A 23,182-nucleotide genomic window follows, 5' to 3' on the forward strand; every position below is an offset into this window, starting at 1 on the left:
ACGTCAGCCGAACAGGCCCCGCAGCCATGCGAGCCGCGCGGCGAGCGCCGCCAGCGCGTCCGCGACCGGACCGCCGTGGCCCGGGTTCCCGCCGTGTCCAGGGTCACCGCCGTGGCCGGGGTTCCCCCCTCCGGGAGTGCCGACGCCCGGCAGGTCGATGCCGACCACGACCGGGTCGTGGTCGCTCGCCCGGTACACGTCGTCGCGGTACAGGTCCGTGACGTTGTAGTCGTACCGGCTGTACTCGAGGCCCACCGACTCGACCGAGTTGATGTTCCAGATGTCCACGCCGGTGACGGTCTCCAGCGCAGCGGGGGACGCGAACACGTGGTCGAGCGAGCCGCTCAGCCCGCTGAAGACGTACGACCACTCGGACGCGTCCTCGGTCGGGCCGAGGTCCGTGTAGCCGGCGTCCTCGAGGGCGACGACCGGGTCCTCCTCGCTGTAGGCGTTGAAGTCGCCGAGCATGAACACCTTGTCGGTCCGCGCCTGGCGCTGCATCGCGGTCGAGAACGTCACGAGCGCCTTCGCCTGCTCGACGCGCGAGTGGTTCGACGCGCCCTGCCCGTCGCCCTGGTCGGCGTCGACGCCCTCGCCGGAGCCCTTCGACTTGAAGTGGTTCGCGATGACCAGGAAGGTGTCCTTCGCACTCGGCTTCTGCGCACCCTTGCCCTTGCCGGGCTTCGCGACGACCGGGGCGAAGGCCTGCGCGAGCGGCTGGCGGGCATTCGTGAACGCCGTCGAGTCGGTGAGGATCGTCGACGAGCCGACGGGCTGCACGCGGTCCTTCTTGTAGATGAGCGCGAGGCGGATGACGTCCTCGCTCGACGGGAGCTTCGACGGGGACTTCGCGTACGCCCAGGTGTCCTTGCCGGTCGCGGCGTTGAGCGCGGCCACGAGGGTCGCCACGGCCGCGTCACGGTCCTGGCCGAAGCGCGCCGAGTTCTCGATCTCCTCGAGGGAGACGACGTCGGCGCCGAGGCCGTTGATCGCCTTCACGATCTTCACCTGCTGGCGGGCGAGGTCGTCGGCGTTCGCGGCACCGCGGGCGTCGCAGCCGCCCCGGACGGTCACGGGGTCGCCGTCGCGGTCGGTGTAGTACGTGCAACCGGTGAGCTGGTCGCCGGTCGTCGGGAAGTAGTTCAGGACGTTGAACCCGGCGAGGCGGATGTCACCGCCGACGTTCTCCGGGGCTGCGGTGCGGACGTCCGAGAACGACGCCGGCAGGTCGGCAGCCGGGGTGGCGCCGGTGATCGGCGACGTCGGCTGGAACTTCCACGAGTCGTTGCGGTAGTCGAGGACGACCGGCTCGCGGAAGGTCGCCGCGGCGCCGACCGTGACCGGGCCCTGGGTGAGCCACGACACCGGGATCGACTGGTTCGCCGCGCTGAGAAAGTTCGTGCTCGCACCGTCGTCGAGGACGACCTTGCGCGCCGCGTTGTCCGCGGTGACGGCGGCGGCCTCGGCACTGCCCGGACGGGCGACCTCGGTCGGCTGGAGCAGGCGCTGCTTCCCCGATGCCAGTACGACCTCGCCGTACTGGTTCGTCGTGTAGTTGTCCGCGACGGTGTAGTCGCCCTGCGGCGCCACGAGCATGCTCTCGAGCGACTCGCGCTGTGCGTCGGTGCGCGGGAAGGTCAGCGTGGCCGGGACCGGCTGGACGACCCCCGCGGCGGGGAGCTTCGTCAGGCCGGCAGCGGTGGGCACGGTCAGCTCGGTCAGGCCGTTGAACTCGGACACCGTGCCGGTGAGGCGCACCGCGTCCCCGATCGCCACGCTGCCGACCGTCGCCGACGAGTAGACGAAGACGGCGTCGGAGGCGGTGTGCGTCCCGAGGTCGAGCGCGCCGCCGGTGCCGGCGGTCTGGACCGTGTAGCCGTTGAAGCCGCCGGTGGCGTACACCGCGGTGACGACGCCGTCGGTCGTGACGGTCTTCCCGGCGAACGGCGAGGCCTCGCCGGTGCCCTGCAGCTGCGCGATGGTGACCCGTTCGGCCGGAGTCGTGCCGCCGTCACCGGGGTCGGTGGGGTCGGTCGGGTCCGTCGGCTGCGTGGTCTCGCCCGCCGCGTTCTCCGGCGTGACGGTCGTCGTCACCCGGAAGTCGGCGGCGTTCGAGTCGGTGTCGGTCGTGCCCTGACGGGTGAGCGCGTCCGGGACGGCGTTCGCCGTGCCGGTCGGTGCGACCGCGGTCTCGAAGGTGTTCGACGTGCCGTAGCCGAGCAGGTCGATGACGCCGGGGGCGCCCGTCGTCACGGCGCCGGCGGGGAGCGTCAGCGCCGTCGCCTGGTCGGCGAGGACGAGGGTGCCGGTCGACCCGGAGGGGTTCAGCCCGGTGACGGCGTCCGGCTCGGGCAGCGCCTCGCCGTTCGTGCCGTTCGAGCCCATCTGCACGAGGTAGGTGCCGTGCGCGGGCACGGAGCCGGCGAGCTTGCCGACCGAGGGCGCTCCGGTACCGGTCGCCGCGCGGTACTGCACCGACCAGCCGTCGACGCTGACGGGGCTGTCGGTGGGGTTGCCGAGTTCGACGAACTTGTTCGTGAAGGGCTGGTTCGCGCTGCCGCCCTTGAGGTAGGCCTCGGCGATGACGAGCCCGGTGCCCTGGGGGTTCGCGCTGGCCGAGGAGACGGAGACGAGCGGAGCGGCGACGAGCGCGGCTGCAGCGGTGGCGCACAGCAGAGTGCGCCCGACGGATCTGTGCATGGTCGCACGCTACCGACCAGCGGGGCCCCTCAGGTTTCCGGCGGGTGAACGATCCGTTCCACCCCTGATCGGGGTGCAGCCGACGGTGGTGCGGGATGCCCGGGGATCAGGACCCGATCGGCCGCCAGGCGGACCCGACGCGGTGCACGGCCGGCCCGTGTCCGGGGAGCAGGACGTCCGGGATCGGCAGCGCCCGCGCGGACTCGAGCGCTCGTTCCTGGTCGGCCGTGAAGAACGACGTGATCATGCGCGGCCGCGGCTCCCACGACGACGGCTGCGTGTCGTGCCGGCTGACGACGGCGTCCCCGGTGACGATCGCGTTCGCGGCGGGCAGCAGGTAGGCCGTGGACCCGTCGGTGTGCCCGGTGGCCGGCAGCGGCGCGATCGCCCGGCCGACGAAGTCCGCACCCGTGAACGCGCGGGCGGTCGGCACCGCGGTGGGTCGCAGCGCGTCGGAGCGCACTGCGCGGGCGAGCCACCGGAGGACCCGGGGCGCGGCCAGTCGTCCACCGATCTCGGCCGGCGTCACCTGCTGCCGCGCGGGTCCGCGCACGTTGTCGAGCTCGTCGGCGTGGGCGAGCACCTCGACGTGCGGGTACCGCTCGAGGATGCCGGGGATGCCGCCGACGTGGTCGACGTGCCCGTGCGTGACGTACACCCGGCGCAGGTCGTCGAGCTCGTGGCCGGCGTAGCGCACGGTGTCGAGCACGAGGTCGGTGTCGGCCGGGTAGCCGGCGTCGATCAGTGCGACACCGTCCTCCTCGGCGAGGACCACCCAGTTCGAGACGGGCCCCTCGACGAACACCACCCCGGGTGCGACGGACACGACGGAGCGGGGTTCGCGGGAGGTCATCCCCCGACGGTACCGCCGTCGTCGGGCGCTCCGCGTCGCGCCCGGGTCTGCGACGCCCGCGCCGCGAGCTCGTCGTCCGCCGGGTACCCGACCTCGGTCAGGGTGAGGCCCTTGGCCGGCGCGACCTTGAACTCGCTCGTCCGGGCCTCGGCGACCCGCAGCTCCTCGAGCCGGTCGGCACCGAACCGGCCCTCGCCGACGGCGATCGTCGCCCCCACCATCGCGCGCACCATCGAGTGGCAGAAGGCGTCGGCCTGGAGGCGCGCCACCAGCACGCCGTCCGGCTCGCGGTCCCAGCGGAACTCCTGCAACGTCCGGATGGTCGTCGCCCCCTCGCGCGGCTTGCAGAACGTCGCGAAGTCGTGCAGCCCCAGCAGCCGCAGCGCACCGCGCTCCATCGCCGCCGGGTCCAACCGCGTCGGGTGCCAGACCGTGTGCCCCCGTCGACGTGGATCGCGCGGGGCGTCGGCGTCCGCGATCCGGTACGAGTACCGGCGCCACAGCGGCGAGAACCGGGCGTCGAACCCCTCCGGCGCGACCGAGGCCCGGGTGACGACGACGTCCCCCTCCGGCGCCGCGATGCCGTTCACGCGCTTGACGAGCCCGTCCAGCGGCGAGCGCCCCGACCCCCGCTTGGCGGCCAGCGCGTCCCACTGCGCCGGCGTGAGGTCGAGGTGGGCGACCTGCCCGGTGGCGTGCACGCCCGCGTCGGTGCGCCCGGCCACGGTGAGCAGCGGCGGCTCGCCCCACCGGGTGAAGACCGTGGCGAGCGCGGCCTCGAGCGCGCCCTGCACGGTCCGGAGACCCGGCTGCCGAGCCCACCCGGAGAACGCGGCACCGTCGTACGCGATGTCCAACCGCAGCCGCACGCTGCCCCCGCCACCGCCGCCCTGCGGGCCCGCCGTCTCGTCCACCAGGCCACCGTACCGGGGCCGCGCCGCGCCTCCTGGCCCCCGTGCTCACACGCGCCCCGCCCCGGTGTCAGTGCCACGTCAGTGCCGCGTGAGCGGGCCGCGGCACCATCGTCCTCGACATCGACGAACCACGTCGAGTCACCACGAAAGGACCTGCGCGAATGACCACCACACCGCTCGCGGTCGAGGCCACCGGCCTCGTGAAGACCTTCGGGACGAACCGCGCAGTGGACGGTGTCGACCTCCGCGTGGAGGCCGGCACGGTCTACGGCGTGCTCGGCCCCAACGGCGCCGGCAAGACCACCACCATCTCGATGCTCGCGACGCTGCTCAAGGCGGACGCCGGCGAGGCCCGCATCTTCGGACGGGACGTCCGCCGTGAGGCGCAGGCCGTCCGCTCCCTCATCGGCGTGACCGGCCAGTACGCCAGCGTCGACGAGACGCTCAGCGCGACCGAGAACCTCGTCATCTTCTCGCGCCTGCTCGGCCTGGGCCGCGCCGAGTCGAAGCGGAAGGCCGCCGAGCTGCTCGAGCGCTTCGGGCTGACCGAGGCTGCGTCGCGTCCGTTGAAGAACTTCTCCGGGGGCATGCGTCGGCGTCTCGACCTCGCCGCGAGCCTCATCGCACAGCCGCCGCTGCTGTTCCTCGACGAGCCGACGACGGGTCTCGACCCCCGCACCCGCGCCCAGATGTGGGACACGATCCGGGAGCTCGTCGCGACCGGCTCCACCGTCCTGCTGACGACGCAGTACCTCGACGAGGCCGACCAGCTGGCCGACCGTATCGCCGTGATCGACCACGGCCGCGTCGTCGCCGAGGGCACGGGCGACGAGCTGAAGGCGTCCATCGGGTCGAGCTCGCTCCAGCTCCGGCTGGCCGACCCGCTCCGGCTCGACGCCGCCCGCACCATCGTGCGGAACAGCCTCGGCGTCGACGCGGTGGCCAGCCCCGAGGGCTCGCGCCTCACCGCGCCGATGTCCGACCCGGACCGCGTGACCGACCTGCTCGTGTCGTTCCGCGACGCCGGCATCTCCCTCGCCGAGATGAGCGTGCAGAAGCCCACGCTCGACGAAGTGTTCCTGACCATCACGGGTGCCCCGGCCACCACCGACGACGACACCACGCGCGAGCTCGAAGGGAGCATCGCATGACCACCATCGCCCCCACCCCTACCTCGGCGCCGCGGGTCGCCCCACGCCCCGGCATCGGCGGCTCCGGACTCGGCGCGACCGTCCGGCAGTCCTTCACGATGGCGTACCGCGGCCTGGTGAAGGTCCGTCGCACGCCCGAGCAGCTGTTCGACGTGACGCTCATGCCGATCGTCTTCACCGTGATGTTCACGTACATCTTCGGCGGCGCGATCGCCGGCGACGTGTCCAGCTACCTGCCCGTCATCATCCCCGGCATCCTCGTGCAGACGAACATCACGTCCTCGATCGTCACCGGCGTCCAGCTCCGCGAGGACATGGACAAGGGCGTGTTCGACCGCTTCAAGTCCCTGCCGATCGCCCGCATCGCGCCGCTCGCCGGTGCGTTGCTCGCCGACACGGTCCGGTACGCGATCGCCACCGCCATCACGTTCACGGTCGGCATCATCATGGGCCTCCGTCCCGAGGGCGGTGCCGCGGCAGTCGTGCTGGCCGGCGTGCTCGTGATCGTGGTCGCCTGGTCGATCAGCTGGATCTTCGCCTACTTCGGCGTGATCGCCCGCACCGCGTCGAGCGTCTCGGGCATCGCCAACCTGGTGCTCTTCCCGCTGACGTTCCTGTCGAACGCGTTCGTCCCCACGGACACCCTGCCCGGCTGGTTGCGCTGGTTCACCGAGGTCAACCCGATCTCGCACCTCATCACCGCCGTCCGCGAGCTGATCAACCACGGCGCCGTCACCGGTGACCTCTGGATCAGCCTGCTCGGTGCCGCCGTGGTGGTCGCCGTGTTCGCGCCGCTGACGGTCCGCGCCTACATGCGGAAGGCGTAACGGAGGTCCTCCAGCAGCGTCCTGGCCCGCGCGACGGCCTCGGTCCGGTCCCATCCGGCCGAGGCCGTCTCGGCGTCCGCGACGCGGGCCGCGCCGAGCGCGTCGACGAGGAGCGGTCGGAGCCGTCCGTGGGCGAGCACCGCGAAGTCCTGCCGGGTGCCGAACCGCATCGCGGCACCCCAGCACCGGGCCGCCTCGGCCGGACGGTCGCTGCGCGCCGCCGCGACCGCGAGTCCCGCCAGCGTCGTACCGATGACGGGCAGGTCGAGCCACCACGGGTGGACGCGGATCATCACGAGTGCGGCCTTCCGGATGCGGCGAGCGACCGCGCGTTCGTCGGCCTGGAGGCGCGGTGCGGCTCCGTCGGGCGCGCCGAGCGCCGCCTCGTCGACCGCTGCGATCCGCGCCGCGCCCGCCATCACGGTCCAGTGCGGTGTCGCCTTCCGGTGCGGCAGCACCCAGTCCCACGCGGCCGTGTACTGCGCGGCAGCGGCGTCGAGGTCGCCCTCGAACCGGAGGCACTCCGCGCCGATCGCGACGGCCAGCACGCCGATCTGGGAGCGGTCGCCGTCGAAGCCGCCGCGCCCCGAGACCGGTCGGTGCTGCAGCTCGGCGGCGATCGACCGGGCGGTGTCCACGGCGCCGGTCGCGGCCGAGCAGAGCCCGACGGTCCAGCCGATCTCGTACAGGTCGTCCTCGGCGCCGAAGCGCTCGAGCTGCTCACGGGCGCGGTCGGCGTTCGCGAGGGCGTCCGCGTACCGGCCGGTCTGGGCGAGGAGCTGCGTCATGGTGACGGCCACGGTGCCGATCGTCCACGCGTCGGCGGTGCGCTCCGCGAGCGTCTGCGCCCGGGTGGCGTACCGGAGGGCCGCCGCGAACTCGCCGTCGTTCTCGGCGAGTGGCGCGCTGAGCATGTTGGCGGTGCCGGCCACGCCCTCGTCGGGGTCGTCGCGGAGGCGCGCGAGGAGCGCGGTGCCCGCCGCCGGACGCCCGAGCGTCAGGAGCAGGGCCGCCTGTGCGTCGAGCACCGGGAACCCCGTCGTCCCGACGCGGCGGAGGCGCCGGAGCGTGGAGATCGCCCACGCGGCGGTCCGGCGGTCGTCGAACGCCGAGGAGGCCCCGGCGACGACGAGTCCGACGTGCACCGCGGCGACGTCCTCGGGCGCGGGCGGACCCGAGCGCAGCACCGCGACCACGTCGGACGCGATCGCGGTGACCTCGCCGTGGGCACCCCGGAGCGTCCAGTAGGCCCCGAGGGCGGCGAAGACGTGCGCGGTCGCCGAGGCGTCGTCGGCGCGGAGGCTCCAGCGGAGCAGGGTCACGAGGTTGTCGGCCTCGCGCTGGACCTCGTGGAAGCGGTCGAGCTGCTCCGGGCCGGTGAGCGTGAAGAGGTTCCTGGCGGCGGCGAAGTCACGCCCCCAGTGGATCATCGCCGTGCGCACGGCCTCGGTGGCACCACGTTCGTCGAGCCGTGCGGCCCCGAACTCGCGGACGGTCTCGAGCAGGCGGTAGCGGACCGGCTCCCCCTCGACCTCGACGAGCTGCACGAGGGACTGCTCGACGAGTTCGGCGAGGTCGTCGAGCGCGTCGTCCCGGCGGTCCGGCGCGGCCACGGCCTCGACGGCGTCGACCGCCAGGCCGTCCGGGAACAGTGCCAGGCGGGTCAGGAGGTCCTGCGCGCCCGCGTCGAGCAGGCGCCAGCTCCACTCGATGACCGCCAGGAGCGTACGGTGCCGCTCCGGGGCGCTGCGGTCGCCGCCGCGGAGCAGGGCGAACCGGTCGTCGAGCCGGCGCTCGATCTCGTCGACGCTCATCCCCCGGATCCGCGCCGCGGCGAGCTCGATCGCGAGCGGCGACCCGTCGAGCCGCGTGCAGATGCGGCGGACGGTGTCCACGGGCAGCACGGCCCCGGGTCGGGCCGCCCGGGCGCGCTCGGTGAACAGCCGGACCGCGGCGCCGTCGGCCTCGACCGGGAGGGGCGCGAGGGGCGCCACTACCTCGCCGGCGATCGCGAGCGGTGCGCGCGAGGTCGTGAGGATCCGGAGGTCGGGGATGCTCGCGAGCAGGTCGGCGGCGAACCCGGCGACGTCGCCGACGAGGTGCTCGCAGTTGTCCAGGACGAGGACCGTCGGGGCTTCTCCGAGCGCCCGCCCCACACGCGCTCGCAGGTCGGCGACGACGACCTCCCGCAGCGCCCGGGCGGAGCGGAGCTCGGCCACCCCGAGCAGGGCACCGAGCGCGGGGACGACGTCCTCGGCGGTGGCGATCGGTGCGAGCTCGAACACCACCACGCCGGTGGTCGGCGGCACACCGGCGGCGACCGCCTGCGCGAGGCGGGTCTTGCCGAGCCCACCCGCACCGAGGATCGTGACCAGCCGGTTGCGGGACAGGAGGTCCGTGACGGCGGCGAGGTCCTCGTGCCGCCCGACGAGCGTGTTCGGCGCGGCCCGCAGCCCGACCCGACGAGCACGACCGGAGTCGGCGGCGGACCGGCGGAGCAGGTCGGCGTTCAGCCGCACCAGGTCGGCCGAGGGGTCCGCGCCGAGCTCGTCGGCGAGGCGGTCGCGGTGCGTCGCGAACGCGGCGAGCGCCTCGGCGTTCCGGCCGGCGGCGACCAGCGCGCGCATGCACCCGGCGACGGCGACCTCGTCGAACGGGTTCGCCTCGGACTCGGCGAGCCACAGCGCGGCCGCTTCGGCCGCGTCCCCGCGGTCGAGGAGGAGTTCGCCCAGCCGGCGTCGGAGCGCACGGCGGGCAGTGGCCGCGCGGTCGGCGAGCGCGGCGCCGAGGTCCCCGTCGACGTCCGCGCCGGGGTCGCCCCGCCAGCCGTCGAGTGCTGCCCGGACCACCGCGACGTCCTCGCTGGCAGCCGCGCGCTCGGCGGCCGTCAGGTCGACCGAGCCGGGGTCGACCCCGAGTGCGTACCCGGTGCTGGTCGACACGACGACGCCGTCGGCCGTGCTGCGCCGGAGCCGGGAGACGAGGGTCTGCAGCGCTGCCCGGGCACCCCGCGGCTGGTCGTCGCCCCAGAGCTCGTCGATGAGCGCCTCGGTCGTCACGGCGTGTCCGCGCGCGAGCACCAGCGCGACGAGGAACCCGCGTGCCAGAGCCCCGGGGACGGCGGTCGGGCGCCCCTGCTGGTCCTCGACCTCGACCGGCCCGAGGACGGCGACGCGAGAGTGGACGGGCACGTGCCGAGTCTAGGTCGAGCGTCGGGCGTCAGCCGCGGGCGCTCCGGAAGGCGGACGGCCCCGTGCGGGTGTCCAGGTCGTTCGTCGCCCGGCGCTCGGACTCCACGATGCCGCGCATCGCCACGAGTGCGGCGGACGTGACCGCGACGTGCGACGGGTTCTCGCGCGACGCGTCCAGCGCGCGCTCGACCTCGGCGATCGCGTCGTCGCCCGCCTCTTCGGGGCACTCGCCGCGGACCATGCACGCGAGCTCGCGGAGGGCCTTCGCGAGCGGCTCGGCGAACTCGGGGTCCGGTCGCCCGAGCCCCTCCGACACCGGACCCGACCGGGCGACGAGCTCGGTGAGGTCCGTCGTGTACCAGGCGACCCGCTCGAGGGCACGGAAGCGGGCACCGTCCTGCTCGAGCCGTGCCCGGGACCCACGGAGTGCTCCGCGCGGGTTCAGCCGACGGCTCTCGTGCGCGATCGACACCCGGGAGCGGACGTCGGCGATGGCACGGTCGAGCCGGTCCTGCTGCCGATCCCACGCCTTCTCGTCCCGCTCGCCCTCCTCGAGGACCGCCGCGAGCCCGTCCAGGTGGTCCGCGAGGACCCCGTTCACGGCGTCGATCCGGTGCTCGGCGTCCCAGAAGCGCAGGGGCGGGAAGACGAGGAAGTTCACCAGGAGGCCAACCACGACCCCGACGGCCATCTGCACGAGGTACCCGAGCGAGTACCCCTCGGCGTGGGCGCCACCGACGAGCAGGACGAACAGCGCGGCGGTGGACACCCAGGAGCTGCCCTCGCCGAGGACGCGGAACCCGCCCACGAGCACCCCGATGCCGACCGCCAGCGCGATCGCCAAGAAGCCCGGGTCGCCGACCCACATCGTGAACCCGGCGATGACGATGCCGAGCGCGATGCCGACGAGCGTCTGGACCCCGCTCCGGATGCCCGCGAACACCGTCGTCTGCATCGCCACGACGGCGCCGAGCGGTGCGTAGTACGGGTACTCCGCCGCGACCCCGGGCATGTGTCGCGCGATGAACCACGCGAGGACCGCCGCGACGGCGGCCTTCGCGGCGTGGAGCAGGCGCGGTTGCGTCCCGGAGGTACGGCTCCACCGCCAGACCCGGCTCCCCACACCCGCGATGTGCTCGAACTGCATCGGTCCCTCTCGTCGTGTCGGCCGGTCACGATACGGTGCCGCGCCTGTGAGACGGAGCGGGTCCGCGTTCTGCGGCTCTGCCGCCTGTGGGCCAGGAGGAACGGGGCGGGCCCGCACCGCGCCTCCAGGCCGCCGTCCGGTCACCCCCAGGACGCGACGAAGCCCCCGCAACGCGTGTTGCGGGGGCTTCGTCGTGGTGGGGCTGTGACTACTTGTCGTCCGACTTCTCGGCGGCGTCGGCCTCGACCTCGGCAGCTGCCTCGGTCTCGGTCTCCTCGGCGACGGGAGCGGACTCCTCGGTGGTCTCGGTCTCCTCGACCGGGGCCTCGTCGGTGGTGTCCTCGGCGGCGGGCTCCTCGACCGGAGCAGCCGCGGCCGGGGCCGCGTCGCGCTTGACCGGGGCCGGCGTGCTCGACACCGGCTCGAGGACGAGCTCGATCGACGCGAGGGGAGCGTTGTCGCCCTTGCGGAAACCGAGCTTCGTGATGCGGGTGTAGCCGCCCTGACGGTCCTCGACCTGCGGGGCGATCTCGGTGAACAGCGTGTGCACGACGGACTTGTCGCGCAGGATGCTGATCACGCGACGACGCGCGTGCAGGTCGCCACGCTTCGCGAACGTGATGAGACGCTCGGCGACGGGACGGAGGCGCTTGGCCTTCGTCTCGGTGGTCGTGATGCGACCGTGCGTGAAGAGGGCGTTGGCGAGGTTGCTCAGGAGCAGGCGCTCGTGGGCGGGGCCGCCACCGAGGCGGGGGCCCTTGGTGGGCTTCGGCATGTCAGTTCTCCAGTGGTGAAAGTGTTGCGCGCTGCGTCAGCGGCGCGCGTGCGCGTCAGCGCGAGGTCAGTTGTTGGACTCGTCCTCGTCGTACCCGCTGTAGAAGTGGGCGCCGTCGAATCCGGGGACGGTGTCCTTGAGGGACAGGCCGAGCTCGGTGAGCTTGTCCTTGACCTCGTCCACCGACTTCTGACCGAAGTTGCGGATGTTCATGAGCTGCGTCTCCGACAGGGCGACGAGCTCGGACACCGTGTTGATGCCCTCCCGCTTGAGGCAGTTGTAGCTGCGGACCGACAGGTCCAGGTCCTCGATCGGGGTCTGCAGCTCGTTCGAGAGCACGGCGTCGACCGGCGCGGGGCCGATCTCGATGCCCTCGGCCGCGGTGTTGAGCTCGCGGGCGAGCCCGAACAGCTCGACGAGCGTCCGACCGGCCGACGCGATGGCGTCGCGCGGCGTGATGGCCGGCTTCGACTCGACGTCGACGACCAGGCGGTCGAAGTCCGTGCGCTCACCGGCACGCGTCGCCTCGACGCGGTAGGTGACCTTGAGGACCGGCGAGTAGATCGAGTCGATCGGGATCTGACCGGCCTCGCTGAACTCCGAACGGTTCTGCGTCGCCGAGACGTAGCCACGGCCACGCTCGATCGTCAGCTCGAGCTCGAAGCGCGCGGTGTCGTTCAGGGTCGCGATGACGAGGTCCGGGTTGTGGATCTCGACGCCGGCCGGAGCGGAGATGTCCGCTGCGGTGACCTGACCGGCACCCTGCTTGCGCAGGTACGCCGTGATCGGCTCGTCGTGCTCGCTGGAGACGACCAGGCTCTTGATGTTGAGGATGATCTCGGTGACGTCTTCCTTGACACCGGGAACGGTGCTGAACTCGTGGAGGACGCCGTCGATGCGGATGCTGGTGACAGCCGCGCCGGGGATCGAGGAGAGGAGCGTGCGGCGCAGCGAGTTGCCGAGGGTGTAACCGAAGCCCGGCTCGAGCGGCTCGATGACGAAGCGCGAGCGGAACTCGGAGATCGTCTCCTCGGTCAGGGTGGGGCGCTGTGCAATGAGCACTGTGGGATTCCTTTCGGCGGAGTGTCCGCTATATGACACTCGGCGGTACGACGGGGCCGACCGGGCCCCGACGGGTCTGTTGAGTTGTGATCACGCGCACGCGCTTGCCAGGACGGCACGGCCTGCGCGATCGAACGACCAGGAATGGCCGCGGGCCCTGCTCGCTCCCGTCAGGGGACGAGCAGGGCGCGGCCGGTTGCTCCTCGCGTCAGACGCGACGGCGCTTGGGCGGGCGGCACCCGTTGTGCGCCTGCGGCGTGACGTCGTTGATCGAACCCACCTCGAGGCCAGCGGCCTGGAGCGAGCGGATCGCGGTCTCGCGGCCCGAACCCGGACCCTTCACGAAGACGTCGACCTTCTTGACGCCGTGCTCCTGCGCCTGACGCGCAGCGGACTCGGCGGCGAGCTGCGCCGCGAACGGCGTCGACTTGCGCGAACCCTTGAAGCCCACGGCACCCGAGGACGCCCAGCTGAGGACGGCACCCGACGGGTCGGTGATGCTGACGATCGTGTTGTTGAACGTGCTCTTGATGTGGGCCTGGCCCACGGCGACGTTCTTCTTCTCCTTGCGGCGCGGCTTGCGCGCGGCAGTCTTGGGGGTAGCCATCGGGGTCTCCTATCGAGCCTTCTTCTTGCCTGCCACGGTGCGCTTCGGTCCCTTGCGGGTACGCGCGTTGGTCTTGGTGCGCTGACCGCGCACCGGGAGACCACGACGGTGGCGAAGACCCTCGTAGCTACCGATCTCGACCTTGCGGCGGATGTCGGCTGCGACCTCACGGCGGAGGTCACCCTCCACCTTGAAGTTGCCCTCGATGAAGTCACGGAGGGCGACGAGCTGGTCGTCGGTCAGGTCCTTGACGCGGATGTCACCGGAGATACCGGTCTCGGCGAGTGCCTGGACCGCGCGGGTACGGCCGACGCCGTAGATGTACGTGAGTGCGATCTCCACGCGCTTCTCGCGCGGGATGTCGACGCCTGCTAGACGTGCCATGTGATGGCTGCTCCTGTTGTCGATGGAGGTGTGGAGCAGTACCGGTGCTCGGGCCTCCGACCCGAGGTGTCCCCGCTCGCGCGGATCTTGGTACTGCGTTCGATGTTGAGTTGTGGATCCTGCTCGCAGCCGCCCGAGGGCGATCGCGTCAGGCAGCCGGGACTAGCCCTGGCGCTGCTTGTGACGCGGGTTGCTCTTGCAGATCACCATGACGCGGCCCTTGCGGCGAATGACACGGCAGTGCTCGCAGATGGGCTTGACGCTGGGGTTGACCTTCATTGTTCTTTCCTCGTGCTCGCTGGCTTCGTGCTCGGCAGGGTTGCCGGGCCGTTCCTTTCCAGCTCGCGGATCACTTGTAGCGGTAGACGATCCGGCCGCGGGTCAGGTCGTACGGGCTCAGCTCCACGATCACGCGGTCCTCGGGGAGGATGCGGATGTAGTGCTGGCGCATCTTCCCGGAGATGTGCGCAAGGACCTTGTGTCCGTTGGTCAGCTCAACGCGGAACATCGCGTTGGGCAGAGCTTCGAGCACCGAGCCCTCGATCTCGATGACGCCGTCTTTCTTGGCCATAGCCTCACTGTCGCTTGGTTGGATTACCGGTGTGATCCCCGAGCCGGTCTGCGGGTCGGGCGCCACGCCCAGTAGGCATGACACACCAAAGATCGATCCTATGTGGTAAACCCAGGATTGCCAAGTGGAGACGGCGAAGTCCCCACGTCTGGGGCTTCACAGCGCTGTCTGAGCGTTCCACAGTGGTTTGACGGCGCGCTCCGGGGTCCCGTTGGCCACCGACCCCTAGCGTGGCCGTCGCCCCCGCCCGTGCAGACCGCGCCGCACGGACCACCGAACGGAGACCACGTGCCCGACGCCACCCGACGCCCGTTCGCCCGCCACGGCCGCCTCCCGCGCCGCCGCGGATGGGGTACGCTCGCGTCGATCGTGGCGTCCACCCTCGCCGTCGTCCTCGTGAGCGGGACGAGCGTCGCCGCCATCGCGGGTGCGCAGCTCGCCACGGCGCCGAGGACCGTCAAGCTCAGCACGGACGACCAGAGCACCGCGCAGACGGCCGACATCACCGCCATCAAGGGCGGCGCGAACATCCTGCTCATCGGCAGCGACACCCGCATCGGGCAGTTCGACTCGGACGAGGACGTCGAGGGGGCCCGCAACGACGTCACGATGCTCATCCACATCTCGCAGGACCACACCCAGCTGACCGCGGTGAGCTTCCCGCGCGACCTCATGGTGCCGATCCCGGCGTGCACGAACCCCGAGAGCGGGACCACGTACCCGGCGGCCACGTCCGCACAGTTCAACACGGCACTCGGGAACGGCGGGGTCTCGTGCGTCGTCGACACCGTCGAGAACCTCACCGGCCTGAGCATCCCGTACGCCGGGCTCATCACGTTCGACGGCGTCATCGAGATGTCGAACGCCCTCGGCGGCGTGGACGTGTGCGTCGCGGACCCGATCAACGACTCCTACACGAACCTGCACCTGACGGCCGGCTCGCACAAGCTCGAGGGCACGGACGCGCTCGCGTTCCTCCGCACCCGGCACGGTGTCGGCGACGGGAGCGACCTCGCGCGCATCAGCTCGCAGCAGGTGTTCCTGTCGGCCCTGCTGCGCAAGGTCACCTCGGACGGGACGCTCTCGAACCCGATCACGCTCTACAAGCTCGCCGGCGCCGCGCTGTCGAACATGACGCTGTCCGACGGCCTCGCCCAGGCGCGCACGCTCGTCGGACTGGCCGGGGCCCTGCGCGGGATGAGCACGGCGAACATGCTGTTCGTGCAGTACCCGGTCGCGGACGACCCCGAGGACAGCGCGCGCGTGATCGTCGACCAGGACGCCGCCCACACCCTCAACGTCGCGCTGCAGAACGACCAGAAGACCTCGCTGAGCGACTCGAGCACGGGGCGCGCGTCGGAGGAGTCCTCCGGCTCGAGCGGGACGGCGACCGCTACCCCGTCCACGGGGACCTCGACCGGGACGTCGTCGGCCGGTGGGTCCTCGGCCGGGACGTCCTCGGGTACCGCGGCCGGCAGCGGCACCGGCACGGCGTCCGGATCGGCGTCCGGCACCGCCACGAGCGCCGCGACCGGTTCGGCGACGCCGCTGCCCTCGTCGATCACCGGACAGAGCGCGTCCGAGGAGACCTGCTCAGTCGGCAACGACTGAGGCCGGCGCGCGGCGCCCGTCGCGCGGTGCCCGTTGTGCGTCGCGCGCGGGTGCGCACCCTGACGACGAGTGCACGTGGTCCACACGGTGCAGACGTCGTGGACGTGCGCAGGTTCGGACCGGAGGCGCGTGGCGGGGCCGCACCGCGCCTCCTGGCCGTCCGACGGGTCCGGACGCGACGGCGCGCACGCGCCCGGCCAGGCAGTGCCGCCTGCGGGAGATGCGACCGACGGGAGGCGCGCCCTACGGGATCGGGACCGGCGTCACACCCAGCGGGGCCAGGCCCGCGGCGCCGCCGTCGGCCGCCGTCAGCACCCAGATGCCGTCGGCGTGCACCGCGATGCTGTGCTCCCAGTGCGCCGCGTCGGAACCGTCGAGCGTGCGGACGGTCCACTCGTCGTCGTCCGTCGAGCTGTCGATCGTGCCGGCCGTGACCATCGGCTCGATCGCGACCACGAGTCCGGGCTTGACCGCCGGACCGGCGCCGCGGACGCGGTAGTTGAAGACGGGCGGGTCCTCGTGCATCGAGCGGCCGATGCCGTGGCCGGTGTAGTCCTCGACGATGCCCCACGCGCCGGTCTCGTCGATGGCGTCCTCGATGACGGCGCCGACCTCGTGCAGGTGCTTCGCGTGCGCGAGCGCGGCGATGCCGTGCCAGAGCGCGCGCTCGGTGGTGTCCGAGAGCATCTGCCGGGCCGCACTGACACCGGCGTCACCACCCGGGACGACGACCGTGAAGGCACTGTCACCGTTCCAGCCGTCGACCTCGGCACCGGCGTCGACCGACACGACGTCACCGGGCTGGAGCACACGCTCCCCTGGGATCCCGTGCACGATCTCGTCGTTCACCGACACGCAGAGCGTGTGCCGGTAGCCCGGGACGAGCTGGAAGTTCGGGATGCCGCCGCCGTCACGGATGACCCGCTCGGCGATGGCGTCGAGCTCGCCCGTGGTGATGCCCGGACGGATCGCGTCGCGGACCGCCGTCAGGGCGTCGTGGGTCAGCAGACCCGGACGCACCATGGCGCGGAGTTCGTCCGGCGTCTTGTAGATCGAGGGCTTGCGGAACCGCACCACGCTGGCGTCAGACGCCCGCGGTCAGCCCACGCGAGGACAGCGCGGCCTGGATCCGGTCGCCGACCTCGTCGATGCCACCGAGGCCGTCGACATCGACGACGAGCCCACGCTCGCCGTACGCCGCGACGATCGGAGCGGTCTGCTCGGTGTAGACCTGCTGCCGACGACGGATGGTCTCCTCGTTGTCGTCGCTGCGGCCCTGTTCCTCGGCGCGCTTCAGGAGGCGGCCGACGAGCTCGTCCTGGTCGGCGACGAGCTGCACGACCGCGTCGATGCCGGTGCCCTGCTCGGCGAGGAGCGCGTCGAGGTACTCGACCTGCCCGACCGTGCGGGGGTAGCCGTCGAGCAGGAAGCCGTTCTCGGCGTCGGCCTCGTGCAGGCGGGACTTCACGAGCTCGTTCGTGAGCGAGTCGGGAACGTAGTCGCCCGCGTCCATGATCGCCTTCGCCTGGACGCCGAGCGGGGTGCCCTCTGCGACGTTCTTGCGGAAGATGTCACCCGTCGAGACGGCGGGGATCCCGAACGCGTCGGCGATGCGACCGGCCTGGGTGCCCTTCCCGGCTCCGGGAGGTCCGACGATGATGAGACGTGCGCTCAACGGAGAAGCCCTTCGTAGTGACGCTGCTGCAGCTGCGAGTCGATCTGCTTCACGGTCTCGAGGCCGACACCCACGATGATGAGGATGCTCGCGCCGCCGAACGGGAAGTTCTGGTTCGCACCGAAGAACGCCAGCGCCGCCAGCGGGATCAGGGCGATGAGACCGAGGTACAGGGAGCCGGGCAACGTCACCCGGGTGAGAACGTAGTCGAGGTACTCGGCCGTCGGACGACCGGCCCGGATGCCCGGGATGAAGCCGCCGTACTTCTTCATGTTGTCGGCGACCTCTTCTGGGTTGAAGGTGATCGCGACGTAGAAGTACGTGAAGCCGACGATGAGCAGGAAGTACAGGACCATGTAGAACCAGTTGTCACCCGAGGTCAGGTTGTTCTGGATCCAGGTCACCCACGCCGCCGGCTCGCTGCCGTCGGAGGGCTGGTTGAACTGCGCGACCAGGGCCGGCAGGTACAGCAACGACGAGGCGAAGATGACGGGCACGACGCCGGCCATGTTCACCTTGATCGGGATGTACGTGTTGTTGCCGCCGTACGTGCGGCGACCGACCATGCGCTTGGCGTACTGCACGGGGATCCGCCGCTGCGATTGCTCGACGAACACGACGGCCATCATGATGACCAGTCCGACGAGGATGACGAACAGGAACAGCTCGAAGCCGTTCGACTGCTCGATCGCCCAGAGCGCCGACGGGAACTGCGCCGCGATGGACGTGAAGATGAGGAGCGACATGCCGTTGCCGATGCCGCGCTCGGTGACGAGCTCGCCCATCCACATGATGAGGCCGGTACCGGCGGTCAGGGTGACGACCATGAGCATGATCGCGTACCAGCTGTCGTTCGAGATGATCGACGAGCAGGAGGCCGAGGCGTTGGTACCGAACAGGGCGCCGGAGCGGGCGACCGTGATCAGGGTGGTGGACTGCAGCACGCCGAGCGCGATGGTGAGGTAGCGCGTGTACTGCGTCAGCTTCGCCTGACCGGACTGCCCCTCCTTGTAGAGGGCGTCGAAGTGCGGGATGACCACGCGGAGCAGCTGCACGATGATCGACGACGTGATGTACGGCATGATGCCGAGCGCGAAGACCGAGAGCTTCAGCAGCGCGCCGCCGGAGAAGAGGTTGATCAGGTCGTACAGACCCTGCTGCGACGAAGCGCTGGCGAGACAGGTCTGCACGGATGCGTAGTCGACGAACGGCGCGGGGATGTACGACCCCAGGCGGAACAGCGCGATGATCGCGAGGGTGAAGCCGATCTTCTTGCGAAGATCTGGGGTGCGCATGATGCGCGCGACCGCTCTGAACACGAGGACTCCGAACTTCTGGGACCGGCGGCCCGTCGAGGGGCCGTCACCGGTGTGGTCGGCAGGACCGACCTGGCCGGCGGACGCCGACCACTGTCAAGGAAACCGTAACGGCGGCCCGTGCGCAAACGCACGGGCCGCCGACGGGGTTACTGGGAGACGGTGCCGCCAGCAGCCGCGATCTTCTCGGCGGCGGACGCCGAGACCTTGTCGACCGAGACCGTGAGCTTCACGCTGATGTCACCCTGACCGAGAACCTTGACCTTCTCGTTCTTGCGGACGGCGCCCTTGGCGACCAGGTCCGCGACGGTGACGTCGCCACCGTTGGGGTAGAGCTCCGCGATCTTGTCCAGGTTCACGACCTGGTACTCGACGCGGAACGGGTTCTTGAACCCGCGGAGCTTCGGGGTGCGCATGTGCAGCGGCATCTGCCCACCCTCGAAGCCGACCTTGACCTGGTAACGAGCCTTCTGGCCCTTGGTACCACGGCCGGCGGTCTTGCCCTTGGAGCCCTCACCACGACCGACGCGGGTGCGAGCCTTCTTGGCGCCCTCTGCCGGACGGAGGTGGTGCAGCTTCAGGACCTGCACGCGCTCGTTCTTCTCGTCGCTCATGCGTCGACCTCCTCGACCTTCACGAGGTGCGCGACCGTTGCGACGTACCCGCGGTTCTGGGCGTTGTCCTCACGCAGGACCGTACGGCCGATGCGCTTGAGACCCAGGCTGCGGAGCGTGTCGCGCTGGTACTGCTTCTCGCTGATAACGGACTTCGTCTGCGTGATCTTCAGCATCGCCATCACGCACCTGCCTTCTCGGACGCGGCACGCAGAGCAGCGGCCTCGGCCTGGAGCAGACGGTCCGGGACGACCCGGTCGACGGGGAGACCGCGACGGCTTGCGACCGCACGGGGCTCCTCGAGCTGCTGCAGCGCCGTGACGGTCGCGTGCACGATGTTGATGGTGTTCGACGAACCGAGCGACTTGCTCAGGACGTCGTGGATACCGGCGCACTCGAGGACGGCACGGACCGGACCACCGGCGATGACACCGGTACCGGCAGCGGCCGGACGGAGGAGCACGACGCCAGCAGCGGCCTCGCCCTGCACCGGGTGCGGGATCGTGTTGCCGACGCGCGGGACGCGGAAGAAGTTCTTCTTCGCTTCCTCGACACCCTTCGAGATGGCGGTCGGGACCTCGCGGGCCTTGCCGTAGCCGACACCCACGAGACCGTTGCCGTCACCGACGACGACGAGCGCGGTGAAGCTGAAGCGACGACCACCCTTGACGACCTTGGAGACGCGGTTGATGGTCACGACGCGCTCGAGGAACTGGCTGTCGCCACCCCGACCGTTGCGGTCGTTGCCACGGCCGCCACCCTGCTGACGGTCGCGACCGCCACCACGGCGGCCACGGTTGTCGGCGGAGTCGCGGTTGTTCGATGCCGAACCGGCTGCGGTCTCGACGGGGCGCTCGACGACGGGGACCTCGGGCTCCTTGGCCGCGGGGGCCGTGGTGCTCGTGGCCTCGGCCTCGGTCGCCTCAGCGGCCTCGGTCGTTTCGACGTTGGCGTCTTCGTTCGTGTTCGCGATGTCGCTCACAGGTTCAGCCCTCCTTCACGGGCACCATCGGCGATCGCGGCGACGCGACCGGCGTACTTGCTACCACCGCGGTCGAAGACCACGGCCTCGACGCCAGCGGCCTTCGCGCGCTCGGCGAGGAGTTCGCCGACACGACGGGCCTTGGCGGTCTTGTCGCCGTCGAACGTACGGAGGTCGGCCTCCATCGTCGACGCGCTGGCCAGCGTGTGGCCCTTGGCGTCGTCGATGACCTGGACGAACACGTGACGCGCCGAACGGGTGACAGCGAGACGCGGACGGGCCTCGGTGCCGGTGATCTTCTTGCGGAGGCGGTTGTGACGGCGCGCCTTGGCGGCCGACTTGCTCTTGCCTCGTGTCTTGAGGAGACCCATGATCACTTACCTGACTTTCCGGCCTTGCGGCGCACGATCTCGCCGGCGTAGCGGACACCCTTGCCCTTGTAGGGCTCGGGCTTGCGCAGCTTGCGGATGTTTGCAGCGACCTCGCCGACGGACTGCTTGTCGATGCCGTTGACGGTCAGCTTGTTGTTGCCCTCGACGGCGAAGCTGATGCCCGCGGGCGGCTCGACCGTGATCGGGTGGGAGTAGCCGAGCGCGAACTCGACGTTGTTGCCCTTTGCCTGTACGCGGTAACCGGTGCCGACGACCTCGAGGCCCTTGGAGTAGCCCTGGGTCACGCCGACGATGTTGTTCGCGATGAGGGTGCGGGTCAGGCCGTGCAGCGCACGCGAGCTGCGCTCGTCGTCCGGACGGGTGACGAGGACCTGGTTCTCCTCGACCTTGGCCTGGATGGGCTCCGCGACGACGAGCGCGAGCTCGCCCTTCGGGCCCTTGACCGCGACGTTCTGACCATCGATGGAGACGGTCACGCCAGCGGGGATGTCAATGGGAAGACGTCCGATACGAGACATTGTCGATCACCACACGTAGGCGAGGACTTCCCCACCCACGCCCTTCTGCTCGGCTTCACGGTCGGTGAGCAGTCCCGACGAGGTCGAGAGGATCGCCACGCCGAGGCCACCGAGGACCTGGGGGATCTCCGTCGACTTCGCGTAGACCCGGAGACCGGGCTTCGAGACGCGCTTGATGCCGGCGATCGAACGCTCGCGCTCGGGGCCGTACTTCAGGTCGATCGTGAGGGTCTCGCCCACGCGGGCGTCCTCGATCTTCCACTCGCTGATGTAACCCTCGCGCTTGAGGATCTCAGCGATGTTCTTCTTCAGCTTGGAGCTGGGAAGCGAGACGGCGTCGTGGTGCGCCGAGTTCGCGTTCCGCAATCTGGTCAGCATGTCTGCGACCGGATCGGTCATCGTCATGATGGTCGTCCATTCTTCGCCTGGTTTCGACACCCGTTCCACGAATGCCGACCTGAGCGATCGGGTGATCCCGGGGCGATTCCCCTGGATCGGTGTGTTCGTGCGTGCGGGCCGGAGGACGTGAATCCTCCGGCCCGCACCGCCCGAAGTATCTTAGACCGTCTGCTCGGCAGAACGGAACGGGAACCCGAGCTGGCGGAGCAGCGCGCGGCCCTCGTCGTCCGACTTCGCGGTGGTCACGACGGTGATGTCGAAGCCACGCACGCGGTCGATGCGGTCCTGGTCGATCTCGTGGAACACGGACTGCTCCGTGAGACCGAACGTGTAGTTGCCGTTGCCGTCGAACTGCTTGTCGCTGAGACCGCGGAAGTCGCGGATGCGGGGCAGTGCGAGGGTCACGAGACGGTCGATGAACTCCCACGCGCGGTCACCACGGAGGGTGACGTGCGCGCCGATGGCCTGGCCCTCACGCAGCTTGAACTGCGCGATGGACTTGCGGGCCTTCGTGACCTGGGGCTTCTGACCCGTGATCGCCGTGAGGTCCTTGATGGCCCCCTCGATGATCTTCGAGTCGCGAGCGGCCTCACCGACACCGGTGTTCACGACGACCTTGACCAGGCCGGGGACCTGGTTGACGTTCGCGTACCCGAACTGCTCGGTGAGGGCAGCCTTGATCTCGTTCTTGTACTTCTGCTTGAGGCGCGGCTCGACCTTGGTCGCCGGCGCGGCAGTCGTGTCGGTCATCAGAGCTTCTCACCCGACTTCTTGGCGTAGCGGACTCGGACGGTCTTCTTGACGCCGTCCTTCTCCACCTCTTCGTTGCGGAAACCGACGCGGGTCGGCTTCTTGGTCTTCGGGTCGACGATGGCGACGTTCGACACGTGGATCGGAGCCTCGTGCTGCTCGATGCCACCGGTCTTCGAGCCGCGCTGCGTCTGGCCGACGCGGACGTGCTTCGTGACGAAGTTCACGCCCTCGACGACGACGCGGTTCTTGTCCTTGAGGACCTCGATGACCTTGCCCTGCTTGCCACGGTCACCGCCGCGCTCCTGCTTGGCACCCGTGATGACCTGGACCAGGTCACCCTTCTTGATGTTCGCCATGGCTTACAGCACCTCCGGCGCGAGCGAGATGATCTTCATGAACTTCTTGTCACGGAGCTCGCGACCGACCGGACCGAAGATGCGCGTGCCGCGCGGGTCGCCGTCAGCCTTGAGGATCACTGCCGCGTTCTCGTCGAACTTGATGTAGGAGCCGTCCTGACGACGGGTCTCCTTCTTGGTGCGAACGATGACCGCCTTGACGACGTCACCCTTCTTCACGTTGCCGCCGGGGATGGCGTCCTTCACCGTGGCGACGATGACGTCACCGAGACCGGCGTAGCGACGACCCGAGCCACCGAGCACGCGGATGGTCAAGATCTCCTTGGCACCCGTGTTGTCGGCGACCTTGAGGCGGGATTCCTGCTGAATCACTGCTGTCTCCTA

At 70.6% G+C, this 23,182-nt stretch carries 26 protein-coding genes; 3 read left to right on the plus strand and 23 right to left on the minus strand.

The features are described from left to right. Nucleotides 1-3 precede the first annotated feature (3 nt). From QE359_RS02310 to QE359_RS02320, 3 genes are all read right to left on the minus strand, one after another. Entirely contained in the window at nt 4-2,700 is a 2,697-nt protein-coding gene (locus tag QE359_RS02310; protein ID WP_309777310.1) for an ExeM/NucH family extracellular endonuclease, read from the minus strand. Nucleotides 2,701-2,806: 106 nt separating this feature from the next. Continuing rightward, complete coding sequence (locus tag QE359_RS02315; RefSeq protein ID WP_092385265.1) at nt 2,807-3,553, minus strand: MBL fold metallo-hydrolase; 747 nt, start codon at nt 3,551-3,553, stop codon at nt 2,807-2,809. After that, entirely contained in the window at nt 3,550-4,467 is a 918-nt protein-coding gene (locus QE359_RS02320) for a tRNA pseudouridine synthase A (RefSeq protein WP_309777314.1), read from the minus strand. The genes QE359_RS02315 and QE359_RS02320 overlap by 4 nt, the downstream gene beginning before the upstream one ends. 161 nt (nt 4,468-4,628) lie before the next feature. Between QE359_RS02320 and QE359_RS02325 the strand changes: the two genes are divergently transcribed. Together QE359_RS02325 and QE359_RS02330 are read left to right on the plus strand one after the other, a co-directional pair. Next, complete coding sequence (locus QE359_RS02325) at nt 4,629-5,618, plus strand: ATP-binding cassette domain-containing protein (RefSeq protein WP_071295214.1); 990 nt, start codon at nt 4,629-4,631, stop codon at nt 5,616-5,618. Next, nucleotides 5,615-6,445 carry an ABC transporter permease gene (locus QE359_RS02330; protein WP_092385277.1) on the plus strand — a complete coding sequence of 277 codons (831 nt, stop codon included), beginning with the start codon at nt 5,615-5,617 and terminating at the stop codon, nt 6,443-6,445. Before QE359_RS02325 ends, QE359_RS02330 begins: the two co-directional genes overlap by 4 nt. Here QE359_RS02330 and QE359_RS02335 read toward each other — a convergent pair. From QE359_RS02335 to infA, 8 genes are all read right to left on the minus strand, one after another. Further along, nucleotides 6,427-9,636, minus strand: a complete 3,210-nt coding sequence (locus QE359_RS02335) for a BTAD domain-containing putative transcriptional regulator (protein WP_309777317.1) — start codon at nt 9,634-9,636, stop codon at nt 6,427-6,429. The genes QE359_RS02330 and QE359_RS02335 overlap by 19 nt on opposite strands. A gap of 28 nt (nt 9,637-9,664) precedes the next feature. Continuing rightward, a complete protein-coding gene (locus QE359_RS02340) occupies nt 9,665-10,783 on the minus strand; it encodes an aromatic acid exporter family protein (protein ID WP_309777320.1) in 1,119 nt (372 codons plus the stop codon). Nucleotides 10,784-10,991: 208 nt separating this feature from the next. After that, nucleotides 10,992-11,558, minus strand: coding sequence for a 50S ribosomal protein L17 (gene rplQ / locus QE359_RS02345; protein WP_070417691.1), 567 nt, complete (start codon nt 11,556-11,558; stop codon nt 10,992-10,994). Between the two features lie 66 nt (nt 11,559-11,624). Further along, nucleotides 11,625-12,620, minus strand: a complete 996-nt coding sequence (locus tag QE359_RS02350; protein WP_022906362.1) for a DNA-directed RNA polymerase subunit alpha — start codon at nt 12,618-12,620, stop codon at nt 11,625-11,627. Between the two features lie 208 nt (nt 12,621-12,828). Continuing rightward, the gene (gene rpsK, locus QE359_RS02355; protein WP_017885507.1) at nt 12,829-13,227 is read right to left on the minus strand and encodes a 30S ribosomal protein S11; all 399 of its coding nucleotides are present in this window, start codon (nt 13,225-13,227) and stop codon (nt 12,829-12,831) included. A 9-nt stretch (nt 13,228-13,236) separates the two neighbouring features. Beyond that, nucleotides 13,237-13,611, minus strand: a complete 375-nt coding sequence (gene rpsM, locus QE359_RS02360; RefSeq protein WP_058728274.1) for a 30S ribosomal protein S13 — start codon at nt 13,609-13,611, stop codon at nt 13,237-13,239. 162 nt (nt 13,612-13,773) lie between these two features. Beyond that, nucleotides 13,774-13,890: a 50S ribosomal protein L36 gene (gene rpmJ / locus QE359_RS02365; RefSeq protein WP_022903266.1), complete on the minus strand. Its 117-nt coding sequence runs from the start codon at nt 13,888-13,890 to the stop codon at nt 13,774-13,776. A gap of 70 nt (nt 13,891-13,960) precedes the next feature. Further along, a complete protein-coding gene (gene infA, locus QE359_RS02370; RefSeq protein WP_017885509.1) occupies nt 13,961-14,182 on the minus strand; it encodes a translation initiation factor IF-1 in 222 nt (73 codons plus the stop codon). Between the two features lie 369 nt (nt 14,183-14,551). On the opposite strand from infA, the gene QE359_RS02375 reads away from it, so the two are divergent. Next, nucleotides 14,552-15,793 (plus strand): LCP family protein, encoded by a 1,242-nt coding sequence (locus QE359_RS02375; protein ID WP_309777352.1) that lies wholly within the window; start codon nt 14,552-14,554, stop codon nt 15,791-15,793. A gap of 243 nt (nt 15,794-16,036) precedes the next feature. Here the strand turns inward: QE359_RS02375 and map are convergent, their stop codons facing one another. The 12 genes from map to rplN all read right to left on the minus strand — a co-directional run bounded on the left by map (nt 16,037) and on the right by rplN (nt 23,170). Further along, complete coding sequence (map, locus tag QE359_RS02380) at nt 16,037-16,816, minus strand: type I methionyl aminopeptidase (protein ID WP_396127748.1); 780 nt, start codon at nt 16,814-16,816, stop codon at nt 16,037-16,039. A gap of 61 nt (nt 16,817-16,877) precedes the next feature. Continuing rightward, on the minus strand, nt 16,878-17,468 hold the full coding sequence (locus QE359_RS02385; RefSeq protein ID WP_070417689.1) for an adenylate kinase: 591 nt from the start codon (nt 17,466-17,468) through the stop codon (nt 16,878-16,880). Beyond that, nucleotides 17,465-18,787 (minus strand): preprotein translocase subunit SecY, encoded by a 1,323-nt coding sequence (gene secY / locus QE359_RS02390; protein WP_022906357.1) that lies wholly within the window; start codon nt 18,785-18,787, stop codon nt 17,465-17,467. The genes QE359_RS02385 and secY overlap by 4 nt, the downstream gene beginning before the upstream one ends. Before the next feature lie 146 nt (nt 18,788-18,933). Beyond that, complete coding sequence (gene rplO / locus QE359_RS02395; protein ID WP_022906356.1) at nt 18,934-19,398, minus strand: 50S ribosomal protein L15; 465 nt, start codon at nt 19,396-19,398, stop codon at nt 18,934-18,936. Beyond that, complete coding sequence (rpmD, locus tag QE359_RS02400) at nt 19,395-19,580, minus strand: 50S ribosomal protein L30 (protein WP_022906355.1); 186 nt, start codon at nt 19,578-19,580, stop codon at nt 19,395-19,397. Before rpmD ends, rplO begins: the two co-directional genes overlap by 4 nt. After that, a complete protein-coding gene (rpsE, locus tag QE359_RS02405; protein ID WP_070417687.1) occupies nt 19,580-20,380 on the minus strand; it encodes a 30S ribosomal protein S5 in 801 nt (266 codons plus the stop codon). The genes rpmD and rpsE overlap by 1 nt, the downstream gene beginning before the upstream one ends. Beyond that, nucleotides 20,377-20,751 carry a 50S ribosomal protein L18 gene (gene rplR, locus QE359_RS02410; protein WP_031261773.1) on the minus strand — a complete coding sequence of 125 codons (375 nt, stop codon included), beginning with the start codon at nt 20,749-20,751 and terminating at the stop codon, nt 20,377-20,379. Before rplR ends, rpsE begins: the two co-directional genes overlap by 4 nt. Nucleotides 20,752-20,753: 2 nt before the next feature. Further along, nucleotides 20,754-21,290, minus strand: a complete 537-nt coding sequence (gene rplF / locus QE359_RS02415) for a 50S ribosomal protein L6 (protein ID WP_031261772.1) — start codon at nt 21,288-21,290, stop codon at nt 20,754-20,756. 6 nt (nt 21,291-21,296) lie between these two features. Continuing rightward, a complete protein-coding gene (gene rpsH, locus QE359_RS02420; protein ID WP_022906351.1) occupies nt 21,297-21,695 on the minus strand; it encodes a 30S ribosomal protein S8 in 399 nt (132 codons plus the stop codon). Nucleotides 21,696-21,848: 153 nt separating this feature from the next. Further along, entirely contained in the window at nt 21,849-22,439 is a 591-nt protein-coding gene (gene rplE, locus QE359_RS02425) for a 50S ribosomal protein L5 (RefSeq protein ID WP_022906350.1), read from the minus strand. Further along, complete coding sequence (gene rplX, locus QE359_RS02430; RefSeq protein WP_022906349.1) at nt 22,439-22,798, minus strand: 50S ribosomal protein L24; 360 nt, start codon at nt 22,796-22,798, stop codon at nt 22,439-22,441. The genes rplE and rplX overlap by 1 nt, the downstream gene beginning before the upstream one ends. Nucleotides 22,799-22,801: 3 nt before the next feature. Next, nucleotides 22,802-23,170, minus strand: a complete 369-nt coding sequence (gene rplN / locus QE359_RS02435; protein WP_017885523.1) for a 50S ribosomal protein L14 — start codon at nt 23,168-23,170, stop codon at nt 22,802-22,804. Nucleotides 23,171-23,182 lie beyond the last annotated feature (12 nt).

This window comes from Curtobacterium sp. SORGH_AS_0776, from assembly GCF_031453355.1.
Taxonomy (GTDB): domain Bacteria; phylum Actinomycetota; class Actinomycetes; order Actinomycetales; family Microbacteriaceae; genus Curtobacterium.

Bases quoted from the DNA above. Each gene is read 5' to 3' on its own strand.
- QE359_RS02310 (WP_309777310.1), bottom strand. From the start codon at position 2,700: ATGCACAGATCCGTCGGGCGCACTCTGCTGTGCGCCACCGCTGCAGCC.
- QE359_RS02315 (WP_092385265.1), bottom strand. From the start codon at position 3,553: ATGACCTCCCGCGAACCCCGCTCCGTCGTGTCCGTCGCACCCGGGGTG.
- QE359_RS02325 (WP_071295214.1), top strand. From the start codon at position 4,629: ATGACCACCACACCGCTCGCGGTCGAGGCCACCGGCCTCGTGAAGACC.
- QE359_RS02330 (WP_092385277.1), top strand. From the start codon at position 5,615: ATGACCACCATCGCCCCCACCCCTACCTCGGCGCCGCGGGTCGCCCCA.
- QE359_RS02340 (WP_309777320.1), bottom strand. From the start codon at position 10,783: ATGCAGTTCGAGCACATCGCGGGTGTGGGGAGCCGGGTCTGGCGGTGG.
- rplQ (WP_070417691.1), bottom strand. From the start codon at position 11,558: ATGCCGAAGCCCACCAAGGGCCCCCGCCTCGGTGGCGGCCCCGCCCAC.
- rpsK (WP_017885507.1), bottom strand. From the start codon at position 13,227: ATGGCTACCCCCAAGACTGCCGCGCGCAAGCCGCGCCGCAAGGAGAAG.
- rpsM (WP_058728274.1), bottom strand. From the start codon at position 13,611: ATGGCACGTCTAGCAGGCGTCGACATCCCGCGCGAGAAGCGCGTGGAG.
- rpmJ (WP_022903266.1), bottom strand. From the start codon at position 13,890: ATGAAGGTCAACCCCAGCGTCAAGCCCATCTGCGAGCACTGCCGTGTC.
- infA (WP_017885509.1), bottom strand. From the start codon at position 14,182: ATGGCCAAGAAAGACGGCGTCATCGAGATCGAGGGCTCGGTGCTCGAA.
- map (WP_396127748.1), bottom strand. From the start codon at position 16,816: ATGGTGCGTCCGGGTCTGCTGACCCACGACGCCCTGACGGCGGTCCGC.
- rplO (WP_022906356.1), bottom strand. From the start codon at position 19,398: ATGAGCGACGAGAAGAACGAGCGCGTGCAGGTCCTGAAGCTGCACCAC.
- rpmD (WP_022906355.1), bottom strand. From the start codon at position 19,580: ATGGCGATGCTGAAGATCACGCAGACGAAGTCCGTTATCAGCGAGAAG.
- rplR (WP_031261773.1), bottom strand. From the start codon at position 20,751: ATGGGTCTCCTCAAGACACGAGGCAAGAGCAAGTCGGCCGCCAAGGCG.
- rplF (WP_031261772.1), bottom strand. From the start codon at position 21,290: ATGTCTCGTATCGGACGTCTTCCCATTGACATCCCCGCTGGCGTGACC.
- rpsH (WP_022906351.1), bottom strand. From the start codon at position 21,695: ATGACGATGACCGATCCGGTCGCAGACATGCTGACCAGATTGCGGAAC.
- rplE (WP_022906350.1), bottom strand. From the start codon at position 22,439: ATGACCGACACGACTGCCGCGCCGGCGACCAAGGTCGAGCCGCGCCTC.
- rplX (WP_022906349.1), bottom strand. From the start codon at position 22,798: ATGGCGAACATCAAGAAGGGTGACCTGGTCCAGGTCATCACGGGTGCC.